16 protein-coding genes are annotated in these 20,912 nt (G+C 67.0%); 8 read left to right on the top strand and 8 right to left on the bottom strand.

Features of this window, described 5'->3' with window-relative positions; all coding sequences use genetic code 11:
• Nucleotides 1-8: 8 nt before the first annotated feature.
• The 4 genes from F467_RS0100735 to budA all read right to left on the bottom strand — a co-directional run bounded on the left by F467_RS0100735 (nt 9) and on the right by budA (nt 3,549).
• Nucleotides 9-1,097 carry a class I SAM-dependent methyltransferase gene (locus tag F467_RS0100735; RefSeq protein ID WP_018138892.1) on the bottom strand — a complete coding sequence of 363 codons (1,089 nt, stop codon included), beginning with the start codon at nt 1,095-1,097 and terminating at the stop codon, nt 9-11.
• 189 nt (nt 1,098-1,286) lie between these two features.
• Nucleotides 1,287-2,159, bottom strand: a complete 873-nt coding sequence (locus F467_RS0100730; RefSeq protein ID WP_018138893.1) for a helix-turn-helix domain-containing protein — start codon at nt 2,157-2,159, stop codon at nt 1,287-1,289.
• A 100-nt stretch (nt 2,160-2,259) separates the two neighbouring features.
• Nucleotides 2,260-2,658, bottom strand: a complete 399-nt coding sequence (locus tag F467_RS0100725; RefSeq protein ID WP_018138894.1) for a hypothetical protein — start codon at nt 2,656-2,658, stop codon at nt 2,260-2,262.
• A gap of 78 nt (nt 2,659-2,736) precedes the next feature.
• A complete protein-coding gene (gene budA, locus F467_RS0100720; protein WP_018138895.1) occupies nt 2,737-3,549 on the bottom strand; it encodes an acetolactate decarboxylase in 813 nt (270 codons plus the stop codon).
• 147 nt (nt 3,550-3,696) lie between these two features.
• On the opposite strand from budA, the gene gshA reads away from it, so the two are divergent.
• The 4 genes from gshA (at nt 3,697) to F467_RS0100700 (ending at nt 10,785) form a co-directional block, all read left to right on the top strand.
• Nucleotides 3,697-5,283 (top strand): glutamate--cysteine ligase, encoded by a 1,587-nt coding sequence (gene gshA / locus F467_RS0100715; protein ID WP_018138896.1) that lies wholly within the window; start codon nt 3,697-3,699, stop codon nt 5,281-5,283.
• Between the two features lie 138 nt (nt 5,284-5,421).
• Nucleotides 5,422-6,438, top strand: a complete 1,017-nt coding sequence (locus F467_RS0100710) for a glutathione S-transferase family protein (RefSeq protein ID WP_018138897.1) — start codon at nt 5,422-5,424, stop codon at nt 6,436-6,438.
• A 76-nt stretch (nt 6,439-6,514) separates the two neighbouring features.
• The gene (locus tag F467_RS0100705; RefSeq protein ID WP_020614792.1) at nt 6,515-7,630 is read left to right on the top strand and encodes an efflux RND transporter periplasmic adaptor subunit; all 1,116 of its coding nucleotides are present in this window, start codon (nt 6,515-6,517) and stop codon (nt 7,628-7,630) included.
• Nucleotides 7,627-10,785, top strand: coding sequence for an efflux RND transporter permease subunit (locus F467_RS0100700; protein WP_018138899.1), 3,159 nt, complete (start codon nt 7,627-7,629; stop codon nt 10,783-10,785). The genes F467_RS0100705 and F467_RS0100700 overlap by 4 nt, the downstream gene beginning before the upstream one ends.
• Before the next feature lie 903 nt (nt 10,786-11,688).
• Here the strand turns inward: F467_RS0100700 and F467_RS0100695 are convergent.
• Both F467_RS0100695 and msrB read right to left on the bottom strand, forming a co-directional pair.
• Nucleotides 11,689-12,900, bottom strand: coding sequence for an MFS transporter (locus F467_RS0100695; RefSeq protein WP_018138900.1), 1,212 nt, complete (start codon nt 12,898-12,900; stop codon nt 11,689-11,691).
• A 31-nt stretch (nt 12,901-12,931) separates the two neighbouring features.
• On the bottom strand, nt 12,932-13,327 hold the full coding sequence (msrB, locus tag F467_RS0100690; protein WP_018138901.1) for a peptide-methionine (R)-S-oxide reductase MsrB: 396 nt from the start codon (nt 13,325-13,327) through the stop codon (nt 12,932-12,934).
• 105 nt (nt 13,328-13,432) lie between these two features.
• Here msrB and F467_RS0100685 point away from each other — a divergent pair, with 105 nt between their 5' ends.
• Genes F467_RS0100685 through F467_RS0100675 form a run of 3 tightly spaced genes read left to right on the top strand, consistent with a single transcriptional unit; the run spans nt 13,433 to nt 18,150 of the window.
• Complete coding sequence (locus tag F467_RS0100685; RefSeq protein WP_018138902.1) at nt 13,433-14,509, top strand: EAL domain-containing protein; 1,077 nt, start codon at nt 13,433-13,435, stop codon at nt 14,507-14,509.
• A 58-nt stretch (nt 14,510-14,567) separates the two neighbouring features.
• Nucleotides 14,568-15,965 (top strand): glycoside hydrolase 100 family protein, encoded by a 1,398-nt coding sequence (locus tag F467_RS0100680; protein WP_018138903.1) that lies wholly within the window; start codon nt 14,568-14,570, stop codon nt 15,963-15,965.
• Between the two features lie 13 nt (nt 15,966-15,978).
• Nucleotides 15,979-18,150, top strand: a complete 2,172-nt coding sequence (locus tag F467_RS0100675) for an HAD-IIB family hydrolase (RefSeq protein WP_018138904.1) — start codon at nt 15,979-15,981, stop codon at nt 18,148-18,150.
• A gap of 22 nt (nt 18,151-18,172) precedes the next feature.
• Here F467_RS0100675 and coq7 read toward each other — a convergent pair whose 3' ends face one another.
• Nucleotides 18,173-18,811 carry a 2-polyprenyl-3-methyl-6-methoxy-1,4-benzoquinone monooxygenase gene (gene coq7, locus F467_RS0100670; protein WP_018138905.1) on the bottom strand — a complete coding sequence of 213 codons (639 nt, stop codon included), beginning with the start codon at nt 18,809-18,811 and terminating at the stop codon, nt 18,173-18,175.
• Between the two features lie 55 nt (nt 18,812-18,866).
• Nucleotides 18,867-20,159 carry a (Fe-S)-binding protein gene (locus tag F467_RS0100665; protein ID WP_081601209.1) on the bottom strand — a complete coding sequence of 431 codons (1,293 nt, stop codon included), beginning with the start codon at nt 20,157-20,159 and terminating at the stop codon, nt 18,867-18,869.
• Here F467_RS0100665 and F467_RS0100660 point away from each other — a divergent pair.
• A complete protein-coding gene (locus tag F467_RS0100660; protein WP_018138907.1) occupies nt 20,158-20,892 on the top strand; it encodes a YdiY family protein in 735 nt (244 codons plus the stop codon). The genes F467_RS0100665 and F467_RS0100660 overlap by 2 nt on opposite strands.
• The last annotated feature ends 20 nt before the right edge of the window (nt 20,893-20,912 follow it).

The following is a 20,912-nucleotide window of genomic DNA, read 5'->3' as shown; positions in this document are numbered from 1 at the left end:
CGCGGGGGTTATCGGGTGGCCACGTACCAGTTGTTCTGCGGGTCATGGGCCAGTTGATGGACCTGGATGTCGTGAAAGCCGGCGCGCGTCAGGTATTCGCGGGCCCGGGGCTCGCCCCACATCGCGCCCAGTCCCGGGCCGCCCTGGGCGAGTGATACCGGCATGCAGTGCATGCAGGACACGGTGTAGAGAAAGGGGCCCAGGGGATGATCGAGATCGTCGCGGATCGCGCCGGAACCGCGGATGTCCTGCATCAGGTAGATCCCTTCGGGCGCGAGTGCGCGGTGGATGCCCTCCAGGGTGGCCAGCGGGTCGGCCTGGTCGTGGATGGCGTCGAAGGTGGTAATCAGCTCGAACTGGCGTGCCGGCACGTGGCGATCGAGCGTCGCGGCATCCGCCTCAATGAACACCGCGTTGTCCAGCCCGAGGGTCTGCGTCTCGGCTCGGGCCTGCTCGATGGCCTCTGCCGACAGGTCGAGCCCCGTGAACTCGCTGCGCGGGTAGAGCGTCGCCAGCCGGTTGAGGATACGGCCCCTGCCGCAGCCGACATCCAGTACGCGGATGCCGCGTTCGAGGTGGTCGGTCAGGCCCGGCACCAGCGGCAGGATGTCGCTTTCCAGCGACGACAGGACGGACTGGCCGCTGTCCTCGGCCATCACCTCGTGGAAGCGGGCATAGTGTTCGTATCCGACGCCTTCGCCGGTATGGAAGGCGTCCACGATCCGGTCCTCCACCCCGCCCAGCAGGCCGATGTACTGGGCGAAGACGGCCAGGTTGTCAGCCGCGGCGGCCCGGGTCAGGCAGGCGGCGTGTGCCGGGGGCAGGGCGAAGCGCGGGCCCTCCGGCTCCACGGTGACGAAGCCGCCGGTGGCCATCGCGCCCAGCCATTCGCGCACGTAGCGCGGGTTAAGGCCCGCGGCCGTGGCGATCGCCTCCGCGGTCGCGGCGGGTCGGTCGCGCATCTGGTCGAACAGCCCGGTGCGGTGTCCGACCGAGAGCATCAGGCACACCGCGCCGTGGTTGAGGACCTCGATCAGGTGCTCGCCGAAGGCCTCGGCAGTCCGTGGCGTTGCTCTGGTTTGCGAGACAGAAGACATGGGCCGGCCTCGGGGGTGGCGGATGGCTTTGTCTCGAGCCTAGGGGGCGGGGGCGCCCTGCGCTGTCAGAAACTTGCGCCGGGCGGCGCTTTCTTGCGGCAAATGTCCCGCCGGGGGCGTCCGCCGCTGGCCGGCCACCCCGAGGCGGGTGCGGGTCGAGCGAGGAAGGCTCGAAAAAACCGTGTGGCCCTATGCGGCGCTGCCCGCGTGGATGCGCCGGTAGGCCGCCGGGGCAACACCGAAGGCGCGGCGGAAGTGTCGGGCCAGCTGCTGCGACGAGTACCCGGTGGCGCTGGCGATCTCGGTAACGCTCAGGGGGGTGCGGACCAGCAGGTCGCGGGCCCGCTCCAGGCGCAGGCGCGTGAGGTACCGATGTGGTGGCAGGCCATGCGTCTCGCGAAAGGCGCGCGCGAAGTGCCAGGGTGACAGACCGGTCAGGGCGGCCAGGTCGCCCAGTGTGACACGGTGATCCAGATGGCCGCGCATGTATTCGATGACCCGTGCCGACTGGTGCGGCGCGAGACTCGCTCGGCGCGACGCCAGTTCCTGGTGCTGATCCGCGAGGCGGGCGAGGCGCACGACCAGCACCGCGATCATGCTTTCCACGAACAGACGTGCGGCCGGGTCCTGCCGCCCCATCTCCTGCCAAAGGCACGCCAGGGCCTGACTCACCAGTGGGTCGGCCTGTGTGCGGGTATGAAGGGGACCAAAGTCCAGTGGGTCATCGGGGTCGCGTTCCAGGCAGGCGCGGGCGAGTCCCGCTGGTATACCGACAAAACGCATCCTGGCAGGGTCGTGCATCTGGCAGTAAGTAGGAACGTTCGGTGGGATCACCACGAACTCCTTCGGGTCTGCCCAGCCGGAAAAAGCCCCGGCACCGATGTCGCAACGAAAGCGAAAGGGCGCCCCGCAGGTGTCGCTGATCATCAGCTCGCGCACCGGCGGGGTGCTCATGCGCCCCGGCGGGTGGGCGTTCTCGATCATCGGGATCGGCGGGTTTCCCCGCGCGCGGACCTCCTGCAGGAACGGCGCGTCGTGCCCCCGCGCAAAGAAGTCGAGCATACTGGTCGATCGTTGTGGCATCGTCTGCACCCCGCAACCTGGCTTATAGGCCATGGCGAGCCGTCGATCCACTTGTCACGGGATGACCGCGACGGGGATGTCAGCGATAGACCCGGACTTCCTGCTCCCGGCCCTCCACGCCGCGGTTGGCGCAGAACTCCTGTTCATGGCCGTCGGCGTAGCGGATCTCCACGTTGAAACCGGCCCCGGGCGGGTGGTTCAGGGCCACACGGCGGCGTTCTCCGGGGCCGATCTCGCCCTCGCGCAGCGACGACTCGGACAGGTCGTGCCCGAAGTCGAAGTGAACCGCGCGGATGGGGACCTCGCTGTCATTGTGCAGGGTGACCATCAGGACCCCCTCGGGCGGCCCCGGCTCGACGCCCCAGTGCACTATCCCGGCGCCCGCTGCCAGCCCGAGCAGAAACAGCCAGGCGGCGGGCGTGCGCAGGGCATCCACCACGATCTCGTCCCAGCTGCGGCGTTGTCTTTCCTGGTCCACGGGCGCTCCGATTACCAAAAATAAGAAAAGACTAATATGCAGCGCGGGCGCAGGCAAAGGCGCGTATGAACGGTCAGGTCAGTGTTCGGCCTCGTTCAGATCCTCGGATGTGTCCCGCGACAGGTCCGCGGTCAGATAGTCCAGTGTCATGGGCAGGCCCAGGTCCACGCGCGGGAGGTGTTGCAGGGCGATGCGGATGGATCGCGGACGGGCCTCCAGCAGGTGACCGCCGCAGCGGCGGTCGGCGTCCACGAAATGCAGATGGTAGCCGGGCACCGCAACTGACTGCATGAACTCGGGGGTCCAGAAGCCGGCCATCGAACCCTCAATGCCCTCGAATTCGTACTCCGGCTGCTCGCGGGCAACCTCCACCAGCGGCCGGTAGGCGTCCTGGCGCGGGACCGAGCGGGTGCGCACGTAATCGAACACGCCATCCAGCCGGATCGCGTAGACCATGTTGTGCGACGGGATCAGGCGGTTGAACAGGGCGAGCAGCCCGTCGTAGTCCATCGGGGTGTCGATGGTTTCCTCGCTCCACGGGCGAAAGCGCGTGACGCAGGCGAAGGGCGTGCGTGTCTCCGGGCTGACCGCGTAGGCGCGGCCGTCCGAGCGCAGCTGGAAGACCTCGCCATCCAGGACCACCATCTCGCCGTCGAGGTCGTTGAAGGTCCCCAGCCCGAAATCGCCGCGATCGAGGATGTCGGCGATCGTCGTGTCCTCGCGATAAAGCCCCTCGACCAGGGCGTTCACCGGGGCCGAGACATGCAGGCTGGCGGCGGTCGCCGGCGTCTCCAGCCAGCGCTCTATCAGGGCCTGCGGGTCCTGGCCTTCGCGGCGGGCACGGGCGCTCAAGCGTTCCATCAGGTCATCGGGTAAATCGTTACTGGACATCTCGGTGGCTTCCGGTCAGCGCAAACGGTTGCCGGCAAGGTTGCGCGGGCGCTGGGCTTCCCGCAACCCCGTGCCGGTTGCATGTGACCCCGGGGGCGCATTCCGGTATGTTCGCCGGGTTTGCAGACAGGCAGGAAACGCAGCCCAGTGGGAACCGACGAACGCAATCTGCAGGGACTGGTCGCGCAGCTGGCGGAGCGCCTGGCGGGCACTGGCCTGCACGGGCGCATTGGCCTGGAGAAGGAGACCCTGCGCGTCGGCCCGCAGGGCTCGCCGGCCCTGACCCCACACCCGGCGGCACTGGGTTCGGCGCTGACCCACCCGAATATCACGACCGACTACTCCGAGGCCCTGCTGGAGCTGGTCACCCCGCCGTTCGACGATGTGCGCGAGACGCTGGGTTTCCTGCACGACCTGCAGGCCTTCGCCGCCGCCAATGTCGGCGACGAGATCCTGTGGTCCACTTCCATGCCCTGCGTGACCGCCGACGACAACGCGATCCCGGTCGCGCAGTACGGCACGTCCAACGCCGGACGCATGAAGACCGTTTATCGCATCGGGCTGGGGCACCGCTACGGGCGCAAAATGCAGGTGATCGCCGGGGTGCACTTCAACTATTCCCCGCGCCCCGAGTTCTGGCCGGCGCTCGCGCAGGTGCTGGGCGAACAGGACGACCGCGCGTTCCGCGACGAGCGCATGATGGGCATGATCCGCAACCTGCTGCGCTTCGGCTGGCTGGTGCCGTATCTGTTCGGGGCCTCGCCGGCGGTGTGCAATTCCTTCCTCGAGGGCCACGGCGCGGTGCTCGAGGACTTCGACGACGACACCTCCTACCTCCCGCATGCGACCAGCCTGCGCATGGGCGACATCGGGTACACCAACCGCAAGGAGGCGGACACCGGCATCAAGGCGGACTACAACTCCCTTGGCGGTTACGTCGACTCGCTGCGCTGCGCGATCAACACGCCCAGTCCCGAGTGGGAGCGCATCGGCGTGAAGGTCGATGGCGAGTATCGCCAGCTGAACGCCAACATCCTGCAGATCGAGAACGAGTATTACTCCACGGTGCGCCCGAAGCAGCCGCTGGAGCGCTTCGAGAAGCCCACCGATGCGCTGGAGGCGCGCGGGATCGAGTACGTCGAACTGCGCTCGGTGGACATCAACGCCCAGCACCCGCTGGGGGTGGACGAGACCCAGCTGCGCTTTCTGGAGGTGTTCGCCCTGGCCTGCCTGCTGCAGCCGAGCCCACAGCTGGAGGCGGGTGAGCTGGACGCGATCGATGCCAACCTGCTCGATGTGGCGCACTATGGCCGCCGCCCGGGGCTTGCACTGCGTCGCCCCGGCGGCGAGGTCGCGCTGCAGGACTGGGCGCGCGAACTGCTGGCCCTGATGCGCCCGGTCGCCGCAATCCTTGACCAGGAACTGCCGGGCGACCCGTACCGCCGTGCGCTAAGCGAGCAGTGGGGCAAGGTCGAGCAGGCCGATCTGACTCCCTCGGCGCGCATGCTGGAGGACATGATGGCGCGCGAGGAGGGCTTCTACCGCTACGCCAGCCGTCTGTCCGCGCAGCACCGCGAGGCGTTTCGCTTCAACGGTCCGCTGCCGCGCGCCGAGACGCTGGAGGCCCTGGCGCGCCAGAGCCTGGCGGAGCAGGCCGCGATCGAGGCGGCCGATACCCTGGACTTCGATACCTTCCTTGCCCGCTACTTCGACGGCACGCTGCGCGCCTCCTGAACCTTAGTGTTTGGTTGTTGATTCGATATTTTCGAATCTTCAAGCGGAAACAACGCGATTTATCTTCGAATTTATCGACATGATAATCGAAGCCATCATCCGTAACCGTGGCGACTGGACCGCTACAGAGGGAACCCCATGAGTCTTCTGATCAACGGCGAACTGCGCGAGGGCTGGCTGGAAGAGGAGTCCGACGAGAACGGAGAGTTCGTGCGCCAGGACCAGCAATACCGCAACTACGTGACCGCCGACGGCTCCGCGGGCCCGCTGGGCGAGGGCGGCTACCCGGCCGAGTCCGGGCGCTACCACCTGTACGTCTCCTATGCCTGCCCCTGGGCGCATCGCGCGCTGATCCTGCGCAAGCTCAAGGGTCTGGAGTCGCACATCGGGCTGTCGGTGGTGCATCACTACATGGGCGACGCCGGCTGGTCCTTCGATGACTGCGACGGCTGCACCGGCGACCGCGTGCACGGCTCCCGCTACATGCACGAGCTCTACACCCGCACCGATCCGAAGTACACGGGCATCGTGACCGTGCCGGTGCTGTTTGACACCCAGACCGACCGGATCGTGAACAACGAGTCGGAAGACCTGGTGCGCATGTTCAACAGCGCCTTCGACGGCATCACCGGCAATACGCTGGATTTCTACCCGGAGGACCTGCGCGAGGAGATCCACGCGGTCAACGATCGCGTCTATGAAAATGTGAACAACGGCGTCTACCGCTCGGGTTTCGCAACCTCCCAGCAGGCCTACGATGCCGCCTGGGACCGCCTGTTCGAGACCCTGGACTGGCTGGAGGACCGCCTGGTGCGTCAGCCGTTCCTGGTGGGCGACCGGATCACCGAGGCCGACTGGCGACTGTTCACCACCCTGGTGCGCTTTGATCCGGTTTACTACAGCCACTTCAAGTGCAACCGCCAGCGCATCATCGACTTCCCGGCGCTGTCGGCCTACCTGCGCATGCTCTACCAGCGCCCCGGCGTGGCCGAGACCGTGCGCATGGATCACATCAAGGCGCACTACTACGGCAGCCACCCGATGCTGAACCCCAGCCGCATCGTGCCGAAGGGCCCGGTGATCGATTACAGTGCGCCGCACGGTCGGCCGCTGGGGGATCTCCCGGCCGAACTCCGGAACGCCGCGGAAATGTGACGGTCGTTACACTATTGGCGAGGATTACGCGGGCCCGGGCTTGCTCGGGCCCGCTTTTTAGCGAGGGGTTGGCTGGGTGAAGGCGATTGGCTGGTTGCTGGGGTTGGTAGCTGTGCTCGCGCTGGGCGTGGCTGCCTGGTACGGGCTCGAGGGCGAATTCCAGTCGAACAGTGGCGACGCGCAGGCCGCCGACGAGGCCCCCGAGGAGGCGGATCGCCGCACGCCGGTGCGGACCTCAACCGTGCAGCCGCGCACCTTCGAAACCATTGTCGAGTCCCTGGGTACCGTTCGCGCCAACGAATCGGTGCTGGTCACCGCGAACGTGACCGAGCGCGTGGTCGAGGTCCTGTTCGACGATGGTGACGAGGTCGAGGCAGGGCAGATCCTGGTCCGCCTGGATGCAGACGAGGCCGAGGCGGCTCTGCGCGAGGCGCGTGTTCAGGTCGAAGAGGCCGAGCGCGAACTGGAACGTGTGCGCGATCGCGTGGCCGATGGCGTTGTGACACAGCAGCAGGTGGACCAGCAGCGCTCGCGCCTGAGCGAGGCCGAGGCCCGGCTGGCGGCCGCCGAGGCGCGCGTGGCCAACCGCACGATCCGCGCCCCATTTTCCGGCCGGCTGGGCCTGCGCCAGGTGAGTCCCGGTTCGCTGGTGAGCCCCGGTACCCCGATCGCGGAGCTGGATGATATCGAGCGGGTGAGGGTCGATTTCGCGGTCCCCGAGCGGCACGCGGCCGCGATCCCGCTGGGTAGCACGGTCTATGGTCGCAGCGCGATCGGGGTGTTCGAGGGACAGGTCTCGGCGGTTAGCAACCGCCTCGATGTGTCGACCCGGACGCTGACGGTGCGCGCGACGGTGGACAACCCCGACTTCATCCTGCGCCCGGGGATGCTGGTCAATATTCGCCTGGCGCTGGATCCGGTCGAACGGGTCGCCATCCCCGAGGGCGCGGTTCAACAGGTGGCCGATCAGCACTTCACCTTCCGCCATCTGGATGACGGCACGGTAGAGCGCGTACGGATCCGCATTGGGCGTCGCATGCCGGGCTTTGCCGAGATCCTGTCCGGGCTGGAAACCGGGGATGTGGTCGTCTCCGAGGGCGTGTCCCGAGTGCGGGACGGGCAGTCCGTGCGCGTGCTGCCGCCGCGCGTGCCCGAGTTCCTGGAAACCGGCGAGGCCGGTGACGCGCAATGATTATCTCGGATGTCGCCAATCGCCGTCCGGTCCTGGCGATTGTCTTCAACCTGCTGCTGATTACCTTCGGCCTGATCGCCTACGACAACCTGCCGCTACGTGAATACCCCGACGTGGACCCGCCCGTGGTCACGATCGACACCGTCTACCCAGGCGCCAGCGGCGACATCATCGAGCGCGAGGTGACCCAGCGGCTGGAAGACCGGGTCGCGGGGATCGAGGGCATCCGCTATGTGGAGTCCACCAGCGAGGACGGCCAGTCCCGCATTACCATCGAATTCAACCTGAATCGCGACCTGGACGCGGCGGCCAACGACGTGCGCGAGGCCGTCAGCCGCGCGATGCGCGACCTGCCCGAGGATATTGACCCGCCGGAGGTCACCAAGGCGGATGCCGACGCCAACCCGATCCTCTGGCTGAACCTGTCCAGTACCACGATGGATCAGCTGGAGCTGGCGGACTACGCGGAGCGTCACCTGATCGACCGCATCTCGGTGGTGGATGGTGTCGCGCTGGTGCGCCGCGGCGGTGCGCGCAGCTATGCGATGCGGATCTGGGTGGACCGCGAGGCCCTGGCCGCGCGCGAGCTGACCGTAACGGACATCGCCGATGCCCTGGAACAGGAGAACGTCGAGCTCCCGGCCGGGCGTCTGGAGTCGGTCGAGCGCGAGTTCACGGTGCGGGTCGATCGCCAGTACCGCACCCCGGAAGACTTCTCCAACCTCGTGCTCAAGCGTGGCGAGGAAGGGCAGCTGGTGCGGCTGAGCGACGTCGCCGAGGTGAACATCGGCGCCGACACCGAACGCAGCGAGTTCCGCGGCAACCGCGAGGACATGATCGGCCTGGGGATCATCCGTCAGTCGAATGCAAACGTGCTGGATGTCGCCAACGGGGTGAAGGCCCTGGCCGCCGATCTGCAGGACAGCCTGCCGGAGGGTACCTCGCTGGTGACCACCTACGACGAGTCGGTGTTCATCGAGGGGGCGATCCGCGAGGTCTACATCACGCTGGCCGTGGCGACGGCGGCGGTCGTATTCGTGATCTGGCTGTTCCTGGGGAGCTGGCGGGCGACCATCATCCCGGCGGTGACGGTGCCCGTGGCGATCACGGCGGCCTTTATCGGCATCAACCTGTTCGGGTTCTCGGTCAACCTGTTGACCCTGCTGGCGCTAGTGCTCGCCGTGGGGTTGGTGGTGGATGACTCCATCGTGATGCTGGAGAACATCCACCGGCGCATCGAGCGTGGCGAGCCCGGTCTGCTGGCGGCCTATCGTGGCGCCGGGCAGGTGGGCTTCGCGATCGTCGCGACCACCTCGGTGCTGATTGCGGTGTTTGTGCCGCTGGCCTTCCTCGAGGGCACGGTCGGGCGTCTGTTCACCGAGTTTGCGATCGCGATGGCGATCGCCGTGTTCTTCTCCAGCCTGGTCGCGCTCACCCTCGCGCCCGTGCTGTCCGGGCGGCTGATGCACAAGGGCGACGATGACACCGGCGCGGCGCGCTTTATCAGTCGCGGCTTTTCCTACCTGGAACGCGGTTACGGGCGTGCGCTGCAGACCGGCCTTAAGGGAGCCTGGCTGATCGTGCCGATCCTGGCGCTCGTGCTCGCGGCCGCCTGGTATCTGTTCGACACCCTGCCCGAGGAGTTTGCGCCACAGGAGGATCGCGGTGCCTTCTTCGTGATGGTCGACGGCCCGGAGGGGGCCAATTTCGACTACATGAGCCGCCAGATGGCCGAGATCGAGACCCGCATTCAGCCCTTGGTCGAGGACGGTCCCATCCGTCGGGCCCTGGTGCGTACGCCGCGCGGATTTGGCGGGTCGGAGCTGATGAACAACGGCTTTGTGATCGCCATCCTCGAGCACTGGGACGACCGCGACATGTCGGGGCAGGAGGTGATCGACGAGGTGCGGGGCATCGTCGAAGAGATGCCGGGGGTCGAGGCGCGCGTGGTCATGCGCCAGGGCCTCTCGCGCGGACGCATCGGTCCGCCCGTGCAGTTTGTGATCTCCGGCCCGGACTACGACACCCTCGAGGAGTGGGGCGAGATTATGCGCGAGGCGGCCGAGGGCATCGACGGCCTCACCCGCGTGGATCTCGACTACGAGCCCACCCAGCCGCAGATCAATGTGCGCCTGGACCGCGACCGTGCCGGCGACCTTGGTGTGTCCATGCGCGATGTCGGGCGCACGCTGGACATCGTGCTCGGGGGGCGCGATGTGACGACCTTTGTCGATCGCGGCGAGGAGTATGACGTGATTATCGAGGGCCTGACCGACCAGCGCCGCACCCCGGGGGATATCGACAACCTCTATGTGCGTTCGGCGGCCGGCTCCATGGTGCCGCTGTCGAGCCTGGTCACCTACGAGGAATTTGCCGGTCCCTCGTCTCTGGAACGCTATAACCGAGCCCGCGCCGTTACGCTGACCGCCGGCCTGCAGGACGGGATGACGCTCGGCCAGGCGCTGGATGCCCTGGATGCGAAGGCGGCCGAGCTGCTCCCGGCCGAGGCAGGAATCGACTACAAGGGCGAGTCGCTGGACCTGCGCACGGGCTCCGAAGCGATCCTGTTCGTCTTTGCGCTGGCACTGCTGGTCGTGTTCCTGGTGCTGGCTGCCCAGTTCGAGAGCTTTGTGCACCCGTTCGTGATCATGCTGACCGTGCCACTCGCGGTGGTCGGGGCATTACTGGGGTTACACCTGACTGGCCAGACCCTGAACATCTACAGTCAGATCGGGATGGTCATGCTGATCGGGCTGGCGGCCAAGAACGGCATCCTGATTGTCGAGTTCGCCAACCAGTTGCGCGACCGCGGGCGCGACTTCGACACTGCCGTAGTCGAGGCGGCGCGCATGCGTTTGCGGCCGGTGCTGATGACCGCGCTGACCACCGTGGCCGGGTCGATTCCGCTGATCCTGGCCTCCGGGCCGGGCGAGGAGACGCGCTTCGTGATCGGGGTGGCCGTGTTCTCCGGTGTGCTGTTTGCCACGCTGTTCACGCTGTTCGTGATTCCGGCGGCCTACAGCCTGGTCGCGCGCGGCACCACCTCGCCGCTGGCGACCACCCGCCGCCTGCACGACCTCGACGCCGAAGTCACCGACGTCGACGGCGAACGCCGCGGCGGCCGCGCTTCATCCGCCCCCCGCGCCGAACCCTGATTTCCCGTTGCCGGGCCGCCTGCCCTGCTGGGGCGGGGCCTGGTTCGTCGTCTGGAGTTTACGGTGGCTTCGTCCGGCCGCCTGCCGTGCGCTCACTCGCGAGCGCGCCGCGAGGCACTTTCTTGCTTGTCCAATAAAGTACCCAAAGAAGGGCACCCGGATTCCGCCCGGGGACCTTGCTCCAGGGCCCTCGGGCCGGCGGCGCTGAAACTCGCTGCGCCTTTGGCTTCGCTCAGACAGTCAGCGCCCCCGTTTCTATTTTGAATCGTCCGTCCCGAGGACCCTTCCGCAAGGGGCTTCATACGGGGGGATAAGGTCAAAACAAGAGCCATTCCCCAACGTTTCGCCCAACTCCGACGCCGTAGGGTGCGGTTGAGCGCAGCGAAACGCACCATCCCAGCGTCCGGGCAACCCTGATGCGATTCGCTACGCTCATCGGCATCCTACCCTTGGCGCCCGCTTGCGGGCGCGGCACGCTATGGCCGTAGGCCGAGCGTGCCGAAGATGTCCGAAGACCCAGCCTCCATCCAGAAGCACGAACATGGGGATCGCCGCTGTTTAGACCTTCAGCCCCCGTTGTCGTCGCGCCGAGTGGAGAGGGTTTTCGCGGGAAGAGAGGCGCTGACTGTCTGAGCGAAGCGACAGCGCAGCGAGTTTCAGCGCCGCCCGCGAAAAGCCTCGGAGCGAGGGAAACCCCGGCCCGCATAGCGGGCCGGGGTCGCGGCAGTCGGGCGTGTTTCTTGGATACTTCTTTGCACGAGCAAATAAGCCCGTTTTTGATCAACAACGGGCGCGGTGCGCTGGCGAGACAGCGCATGGCAGGCGGCGGACCGAAGCCACCGTAAACACCGGATGCCGAACCAGAGCCAGCCACAACAAGACAGGCGGCCCGGCAACGGGAAATCAGGGTTCGGCGCGTGGGGCGGATGAGGCGCGGGTGTCGTCGAACCAGAGCCAGGCGACGGCGATGGTCAGCAGCGCGACGACCGGCAGCATGGCCAGGTTCAGGCCGTCCCAGCCCAGTGGTCGCAGCAGTGCGCCAGCCAGCAGCGAGCCGGCCGTGACCAGCGTGAAGATGGTCAGGTCGTTCACACCCTGGACCTTGCCCTTCTCGGTGGCGGTATGCGTGGTCGTCAGCAGCGTGCTGCCGCCAATGAACAGGAAGTTCCAGCCGACCCCCAGCAGGAACAGCGCCAGCCAGAAATGCCCCAGCGTCTCCCCGTGCGCGGCAACCGCCACGCTGAACAGCACCAGCGCATTGCCGAGCGCCAGGATGCGTGTGATCCCAAGGCGGGTGATCAGGTGGCCGGTCACAAACGAAGGCGCGAACATCCCCAGCACGTGCCACTGCATCACCAGTGCGACCTGACCCATGTCGAAGTCCGCCTGGCGCATGGCCAGCGGGGTCGCCGTCATCAGCAGCACCATGACCGCATAGCCCAGTGCGGCCGCGGTCAGGGCCACAAGGAAGCGACCCTGCGGCAGGATCTCGGCCATCGGCCGGGCGGGCCCGCGTTCCTCTGGCGGCGGCGCCGGCACGCGCAGCCAGGCCAGCAGCGCCATCGCCAGCAGGGCCAGGGCGCCGAGGACCAGGTAGGGTCCGGCCTCCGGCGTGTCCGGCAGCAGGGCCTGGGCATGGTGGGCGTTCCACGGGCCGAGGAAGGCGGCCACGACCCCGCCGGCCATCACCAGTGAGATCGCTCGCGGGCGAAAGGCGGAGCTGGCCACGTCGGCGGCGGCAAAGCGGTAGTACATCGCGAACGCCTGGTAGGCCCCCAGCAGCAGGTTGCCGAGCACGAACAGCCAGAAGGCCTCCGCGAAGACCCCGGCCGCCGCCAGTGCGGCGCCACCGACCCCGCCCACGCTGGTGCCCAGCAGGAAGCCGGTGCGCCGCCCGAAGCGCTTCATGAACAGCGAGGCGGGCAGGGTGGTGACCAGGGTCCCGACCATCATCGCGGCGACCGGCAGGGTGGCCAGGGCCGGGTCCGTGGCCAGGCGCTCCCCGACCACGCCGCTCAGTGTCATCACGGTGACCGCGGCGATCAGAAACAGGGCCTGTGCCGTGGCCAGCAGCAGGACATTCACGCGTTCGCGCGGGGTGATCGAAGAGGACACGGGATTCCTTTCCACGGGAGTGGCGACGTACTCAGGCGCGTGGGCGAAAATCGAGCACGGCGGAGTTGATGCAGTAACGCAGTCCGGTCGGGGGCGGGCCGTCGGGGAAGACGTGTCCCAGGTGCGAGTCGCAGCCCGCGCAGCGGACCTCGGTGCGTTCCATGCCCAGCGAGCGGTCGCGGTACTCGCTCACGGCGTCGGGCGCGGCAGGGGCCGTATAGCTGGGCCATCCGGAGCCGGAATCGAACTTGGTGGTGGAGTCGAACAGCGCGGTACCGCAGGCTACGCAGTGATAGACGCCATCCGCCTTGTGGTCGTGATAGGCCCCGGTGAATGGGCGCTCGGTCCCGCCTTCGCGGGCGATGCGGTACTGCTCGGGTGTCAGGCGTGCGCGCAGGTCGTCGTCGGGATGATCTGGGTTATTCATTGCAGCCTCCGGGTGGTGCTATGGTGCGTACAAACCGAGAATGACCGGGATCGTAGCACTGCCCGGAGGGTCTCGACTGGATACGATGGACCGCTGGAGGTGGTCGTGAGTTGCCCGGATTGCGAACGTATCGATCTCCTGCCGGCGGAATCCGGCACCCTGTATCTCGCGCCGGTTCTGGCGCATACCCGCGCAGTCTTGCGCAGCCGCATGGTGGAGGAACAACTCCCCTGCAGCGAACCCGTCTCCGGCATTCTTGCAATGCCGGTCGACAATAACGGGGGGCTGGGTGACACCCTGGTGCGCTTGGAGCAGGCCTTGAGCGGTGCGGAACAGTCCGGTTGTCGGGCGACCTTCGTCCCGGGCGACGAGACCTTCAGCCTCGCCCATCTGCAGGACACCCACCTGCTGTCCACGCTGATCGCTCGCCACAACGCCCGCGATCTGGCGGCGATCCTCGCGAACGACTCGCTGGACTTTCATTTCCAGCCGATCGTGCACGCCGCCCAGCCCGAAGAGGTGTTCGCCTACGAGGCGCTGGTGCGTGCCCGCACGCCCGCCGGCGACGTGATCCCGCCGAATGAGTTGTTCAAGACGGCGCGGGCGGCCGAGCTGCTGTTCCATCTCGACCGCTCGGCGCGGATCAACGCAATTCGCCGCGCCACCGAACGCGGGATCGGGAGTCGGCTGTTCATCAACTTCAACCCCACGGCGATCTACGACCCGGCGTTCTGTCTGGAGACGACGGTGCGCGAGATCCTGTCGCGTCCGGACGGGGATGGTCCGAGCGGTTTCGTGTTCGAGGTGATCGAGAGCGACTACGTGACCGATGTCGATCACCTCTCGCGCATCGTCGATCGCTATCGCCGTGCCGGTTTCCAGGTGGCACTCGACGATCTCGGCGCGGGTTATGCCTCGCTGAACATGCTTTCGCAGCTGCGCCCGGACTACGTGAAGATCGACCGCCAGCTGGTCAGTGGCATCGACGGTGATATCTATCAGCAGAAGATTCTCGGCAAGATCACCGAACTGGCGCGCGAGCTCGAGATCCAGACCGTCGCCGAGGGCATCGAGACGGTGGAGGAGTGGCGCTGGCTCAAGGACCAGGTCGACTACTGCCAGGGATACCTGTTCGCCCGTCCGGCCGCCGAGCCGCCCATGCCCGTGCATCCGGAGGCCTGAACCGTGGTTTCTCTGGGGCGGTGCACATCCGACCCGTGTCTCCCTTAGACTCAAGGGTATGAACCAGCTTCCGCCCGATGCCCGAAACCCGACGCTGGAGTCCGCCTTCCAGCTTCTTCGTGATGCCGAGGTGCGCTATCAAGGCCGTACGGTGGGGACCGTCGCCAGCCTGGATGCCCGCGCGCCTGCGGACAACTACGCGGACTGCTTTATCCGCGATTTCGTGCCCTCCGGGCTCGTCTACCTGCTGAACGACGAGCCCGAGGTGGTGCGCGACTTCCTGTCGCTGATCCTGCAAATCCGCGATACCCAGGAAGAAATCGAGGGTCACCGCCGTCTGCCGCGCGTGATGCCGGCGAGCTTTCGCGTGTTCACCGACGAGAACGGTCGCGAGGGGCTGGCGGCCGATTTCGGCGATCGCGCGATCGGCCGCGTGGCCCCGGTGGATTCGATGATGTGGTGGGTGCTGCTGCTGCGCGCCTATCAGAACCGCACCGGAGATCACGACTTCATCAAAAGCCAGGATGTGCAGCGCGGCATCCGGTTGATCCTCAGTATCTGTCTGCAGGACCGCTTCGAGGTCTTCCCGACCCTGCTGGTGCCGGACGGCAGCTTCATGATCGACCGGCGCATGGGCGTGTTCGGCCACCCGCTGGAGATTCAGGCGCTGTTCTACGGCATGCTGAAGGCCTCCTTGGCGATGCTGGAACCCTGCGATACCGACTCCGAGCAGCTCTGCGAGCAGTCCGCGATCCGTACCCGGCAACTGTCCGATTACATCCGCCACTACTACTGGCTGGATCTCGAGCGACTGAACCACATCCACCGCTACCGTACCGAGCACTTCGGCCACGAGTCGGAGAATGCGCTGAACATCTATCCCGAGAGCATCCCTGACTGGCTGGTGGACTGGCTGCCCTCGGAGAGCGGGTATCTGGTCGGCAACCTGGGGCCGGGGCGGATGGATTTTCGCTTCTTCAGCTTCGGCAATCTGCTGGCGGTTCTGTTCGGGCTGGCCGACGAGCGCCAGTCGCGCTCGATCATGCAGACCTTCGAGCAGCGCTTCGAGGACCTGATCGGGACCATGCCGGTGAAGATCTGCTACCCGGCGATGAGCGGCGAGGAATGGCGCCTGCTGACCGGCTCCGACCCCAAGAACACGCCATGGTCCTACCACAATGGTGGCAACTGGCCGGCGTTGCTGTGGGCGTTTACCGGTGCCGCGCTGCGGGTCGGGCGCCCGGATCTCGCGCGCAGCGTGCATGCAGTGGCGGCCGAACGGCTGCATCGCGACGACTGGCCGGAGTATTACGACGGCCGTCACGGCCGGTTGATCGGTCGGCGCGCCAACTATCAGCAGACCTGGTCGGCTACCGCCGTCCTGGTTTCACAGGCCCTGCTCGACAACCCCGATACCATGAGCCTGTTCGACAGCCCCGAACCCGAATTGCCATGAGGCATGTGCGTCCATGAAAAAGACCCAGAGCAAGGCCCGTGATGGGGAGGGCCTGTACCTCGTCCTGATCAGTGTCCACGGCTTGATGCGGGGGCGGGATCTGGAGCTGGGGCGCGACGCCGACACCGGTGGGCAGACGCTGTACGTAGTCGAGCTGGCGCGCGCGCTGGCGCGACACCCGCAGGTGGGGCGGGTCGATCTGCTCACACGGCGCATTGTCGACAGCCGGGTCGCGGACGACTACGCCGAACGCGAGGAGCCACTCGGCGACGGCGCCTTTATTGTGCGTCTGGATTGCGGACCCAAACGCTACCTGCGCAAGGAAAAGCTCTGGCCCTATCTCGACTGCTTCGCCGACAACGCCCTCGGGCATATCCGCGAGGTGGGGCTGCGCCCGGACGTGATTCACGGGCACTACGCCGATGCCGGGCATGTGGCGGTGCGCCTGTCCAACCTGCTGGGCGCGCCGATGCTCCAGACCGGGCATTCCCTGGGTCGGGTCAAGCGCGAGCGTCTGCGCGAGGGCGGGATGTCCGACGACGACATCGAGTCGCGCTATAACATCGCCACCCGCATCCACGCCGAGGAAGAGGCCCTGGCCCATTCCCATCGGGTGATTGCCAGCACTCGCCAGGAGATTGGCGAGCAGTACGCGACCTACGACAACTACCAGCCCGAACGCATGGAGGTGATCCCACCCGGGACCGACCTCGAACGCTTCTACCCGCCCAAACGCGGCCAGCGCAAGCCGCCGATCTGGCCCGAGATCCGGCGGTTTCTGCAAAAGCCGGATCGCCCGCTGATCATGGCGCTCTCCAGGGCCGACGAGCGCAAGAACATCCGCGCCCTGGTCGAGGCCTACGCCGGCAACGAGTGGCTGCGGGAGAACGCCAATCTGGTGATCGTGGCCGGCAATCGCGATGACATCCGCGACCTCGACAAGGGTGCGCGCGACGTACTAAAGGACCTGCTGCTGCGCATCGACCGCCACGACCTCTACGGCCGTGTGGCCTACCCGAAGCACCACAGCCCCGAGGACGTGCCGGACCTCTACCGCCTGGTCGCGTCCAGCAAGGGGGTGTTCGTCAATCCAGCGCTGACCGAGCCGTTTGGCCTGACCCTGATCGAGGCCGCGGCCAGCGGGGCCCCGATCGTCGCCACCAATGACGGGGGGCCCGAAGAGATCATCTCGCGCTGCCACAACGGGTTGCTGGTCGACCCGCTGGACCCGGAAGGGATCGCCGATGCGATCCAGGGCATCCTCGCGGACCGCCCGCGCTGGCAGCGCTATTCGCGCGCGGGCCTGAAGGGCGTGCGCCAGCACTACTCCTGGGACGGACATGCCGAGAAGTACGTGAGGTTGGTCAAGGCGCTCAGCAAGGAGGTGCGCCAGACACGGCGCGAACAGCGCTCGACCTCCGGTCGGCTGGCCAAGGCCGACCGTGCCGTGATCACGGACATCGACAACACCCTGCTGGGCAACGACAAGGCCACGCGGGCCTTTGTCGCCTGGCTCAAACGCCACCGCAAGCAGGTGGTATTCGGTGTGGCCACGGGCCGGCGGCTGGATTCCGCCGCGGCCGTGCTGGAAGAGCACGGGGTGCCCGCGCCGGACGTCTGGATTACCTCGGTGGGCAGCGAGATCCACTACGGGGCGGAGCGGACCGAGGATCGCGGCTGGGCACGGCACATCAGCCACCGCTGGGAGCCCGACCGCCTGCGCGAGTGCCTGCTGAAGGTGCCCGGGCTGGAGCTGCAGCCCAAGGAGGACCAGCGGGCGTTCAAGGTGAGTTTCTTCGTCGATCCTCCGGGGGAGCTGGATGCCGAGAGCATCGAGACCCGCTTGTACCGCGAAGACCTGCACGCGCGCGTGATCTATTCGCACAAGCGCTACTTGGATCTGCTTCCGGTGCGCGCCTCCAAGGGGCTCGCGGTGCGCTACCTGTCTGACAAGTGGGGCATCCCGCTCGAACATGTGCTGGTGGCCGGGGACTCCGGTAACGACGAGGATATGCTGCGTGGGCGGCTGCTCGGGGTCGTGGTCGGGAATCACCAGCCGGAGCTGGAAGGGCTGCGCGGATTCCAGCGCATCTTCTTTGCTGACGCGACCTATGCGCGCGGTATCCTCGAGGGCATCGAGCACTTCGATCTGCCCAACCGCTGCGACATCCCGGCCGACGAATAGCCCCGGTCCTCCGGGGCAGGTCTCAGATCCAGTAGGCGGTGCGTGTCATCACGGTCGAGGTGAGCGGCATCAGCACGTTGCGTACCGGCCAGGGGGGTGGCTTGCCGCCCAGCGCCATCGCATGCGCCCCGTGTTCCACCTCGTCCTGCTTCATCTGCTCGAGGATACGGGCGGAGGTCTCGTCGCTCTTCGGCAAGCGCTCCAGGTGACGGTCCAGGTGGCGCTCGACCTGACGCTCGGTCTCGTCGATAAAGCCCAGGCTCCAGGCATCCCCCGCCAGGCCCGCCACGGCGCCGAGCCCGAATGATCCGATATACCAGAACGGCCCCAGCAGGCTGGTGTGGCCGCCCAGTTCGTGCACACGCTGCGCGCACCAGTGCAGGTGGTCGCCTTCCTCGCGTGAGGCCTGGTCCAGGTGTTCGCGGATCTGTGGATTGCGCGCGGTCAGCATCTGCCCCTGGTACAGACCCTGGGCGGCAAGCTCGCCGGCATGGTTGACCCGCATCAGGCGCGTCGACAGCTGGCGGTCTTCCTCTTCCAGGTGCGGCCAGTCGTCGCCCCCGGGCGACGGACGGCCGGTGGAGCGGGCGTGGCCGGCCACGACCTTGACGAAGGCATCGGCCTGGCCGATCAGGTGATCCAGGGGGCTGAGTTTGCGCATGGTGGTGCCCGTTTCGCAGGGAATAACTAAAGCGTAACGCAAGCGATTGCGGCCGTCAGGTCCGGGAGGGGCCGGAGCCGAGCCGACTGGCGAGAAAGCGGGCCGGCGAGAGGATTGGCGGGCCCCCGCAGTCGTCCGCCAGGGCACGCAGGTGGACGCTGCAACCGACGTTTGCGCTCACGATCACATCCGGGGCATCGGCGGTCAGCGCATCCAGCGTGGCCGCGCCCAGCCCGTCGGACATCTCCGGAAGCGCAAGCATCGCGGTGCCACCCGCACCACAGCAGTTCGGGGCACCGGACACGTCCGTCAGGGTGACGCCTGGCAGCCGTTGTAGCAGTGCGGTCAGATCGCGGGTCTCGTGCGTCACGTTGCGCAGGGTGCAGGGCAGGTGCAGCGCGACGCGTACTGGGCTGTCGCGCCAGGTCGGAGGCGCGGGCTCGGCCTTGATGTGGTCGCTCAGGAACCGGGTCAGGCTCATGCTGCGCTCCCCCTGACTGCCCTCGGGGGTTTCCCGCAGCGTGGCCTCGCAACCGCTGTCCAGCGCGATCACGGGCATCTCGCCGGCCAGGGCCTCTGCGTTTCGCTGTTGCAGGGCGCGCGCGGCCTGTGGCCGCCCACCATGCTGTTCCAGTGCCCCGCAGCAAACCTGGTCGCGTGGTACCGCGACCCGGAACCCCAGCGCGTTCAGTACGGCGAGCGCGGCCTCCAGGTCCGGTCCGGTAAAGAAACGATCCATGCAACCGGTAAACAGCAGGGCATCCGCGTGTTCCGGGGCCACGGTGTCCGCCAGTCGCGGCGCCGGGGCGAGCGAGGCACGGGTATGGTCCAGGGTGCGCCACAACCGCTGTCCGGGGCGCAGGCAGCGCTGCACCCCGGTCTTCTGGGCGATGCGGGCGGCCATGCCACCGAGGGCGCGCAGTGACTCGTGGCGCAGAGCCGAGGCCTGCAGGGACTGGCGCCAACGGGCGGTGGCGGGGCGGTCCTCCTGCGGGTTTTCCTCCAGGATCTCGTGTGCGCGATCCATCAATGCGCCGAACGGTACGCGTGCCGGGCAGACGGCCTCGCAGCTGCGGCAACCGAGACAACCCTCCAGGTGTTCGCGCAGGCGGGGCGCCTGCGGCTCCAGTCGGCCCTGGGCCAGCCCCTGCATCAGGGTCAGGCGCCCGCGCGGAGAGTCCCCTTCGACTCGGTGCCAGGCATAGGTGGGGCAGTGCGGCAGGCACAGCCCGCAGTGGACGCACTGGTCAGCCGCGGAAAGACCCTGAAACCGGGGCGGTTGGTCCGACGCACCGAGGGGCTTTGCTAGGGTTTCGTCCCCATTACTCTGTCCCGGGAGAGGTTTCATGCTGCGTTTTGCCCACCCTGTTCGTTCCTCGCTTGCCCTGTTCATGCTGGTGAGCATACCAGCCCTGCCCGCCATCGCCTGGGATGCCGAGGGCTGGGAGACCAGTATCGAGCTCGGGGCATCCAAGACCACAGGGAACACCGAGTCGACTACGGCCAATGCCCGCTTCCGCTCGCAGCACACGGCGGAAGAATGGCGCAATCGGCTGCGCCTGGACGGGTACTACCACGAGGAAGACGACGACACGACCGGGCAGCGCTATGTCGGCAGTTACCAGCTGGATCGCAAGTTGGGCGAACACGATTACCTGTTCGGTGCTGCACGCTACGAGCGTGACCGGTTCAGCAGTTATGTGTACCAGAGCTCGCTGACTGGCGGTTACGGTCGCCGGCTGGTGGATCGCGAGACCGTCAAGCTGGACGCCGAAGTGGGTGGCGGTATGCGGCAGTACAAGCAGCGCATCGAGGGCAGCACCGAACGCGAACCCGTGGCACGCTTTGGCGGCAACTTTCGCTGGGACTTCTCCGAGAATGCGCGCCTGACCGACGAACTCCTGATCCTTTATGGTTCGGACAACACCGAGATTGAAAACATCCTCTCGCTCACCGCAGACATGACCAGCCGGCTGGCACTGCGCACCAGCTTCACGGTCAAGCACAACACCGATGTCGAGCCGGGTACCGAGAATACCGACACCATTACCGACGTGAGTCTGGTCTATCGCTTCCAGTAACCGGATCTTTCGCACCCCGC

The sequence above is a fragment of the Thioalkalivibrio sp. ALJ12 genome (genome assembly GCF_000378305.1).
Lineage (GTDB): Bacteria > Pseudomonadota > Gammaproteobacteria > Ectothiorhodospirales > Ectothiorhodospiraceae > Thioalkalivibrio.
Note: the sequence above shows the minus strand (reverse complement) of the source record. Positions and strands in the feature narration are given on the sequence as shown.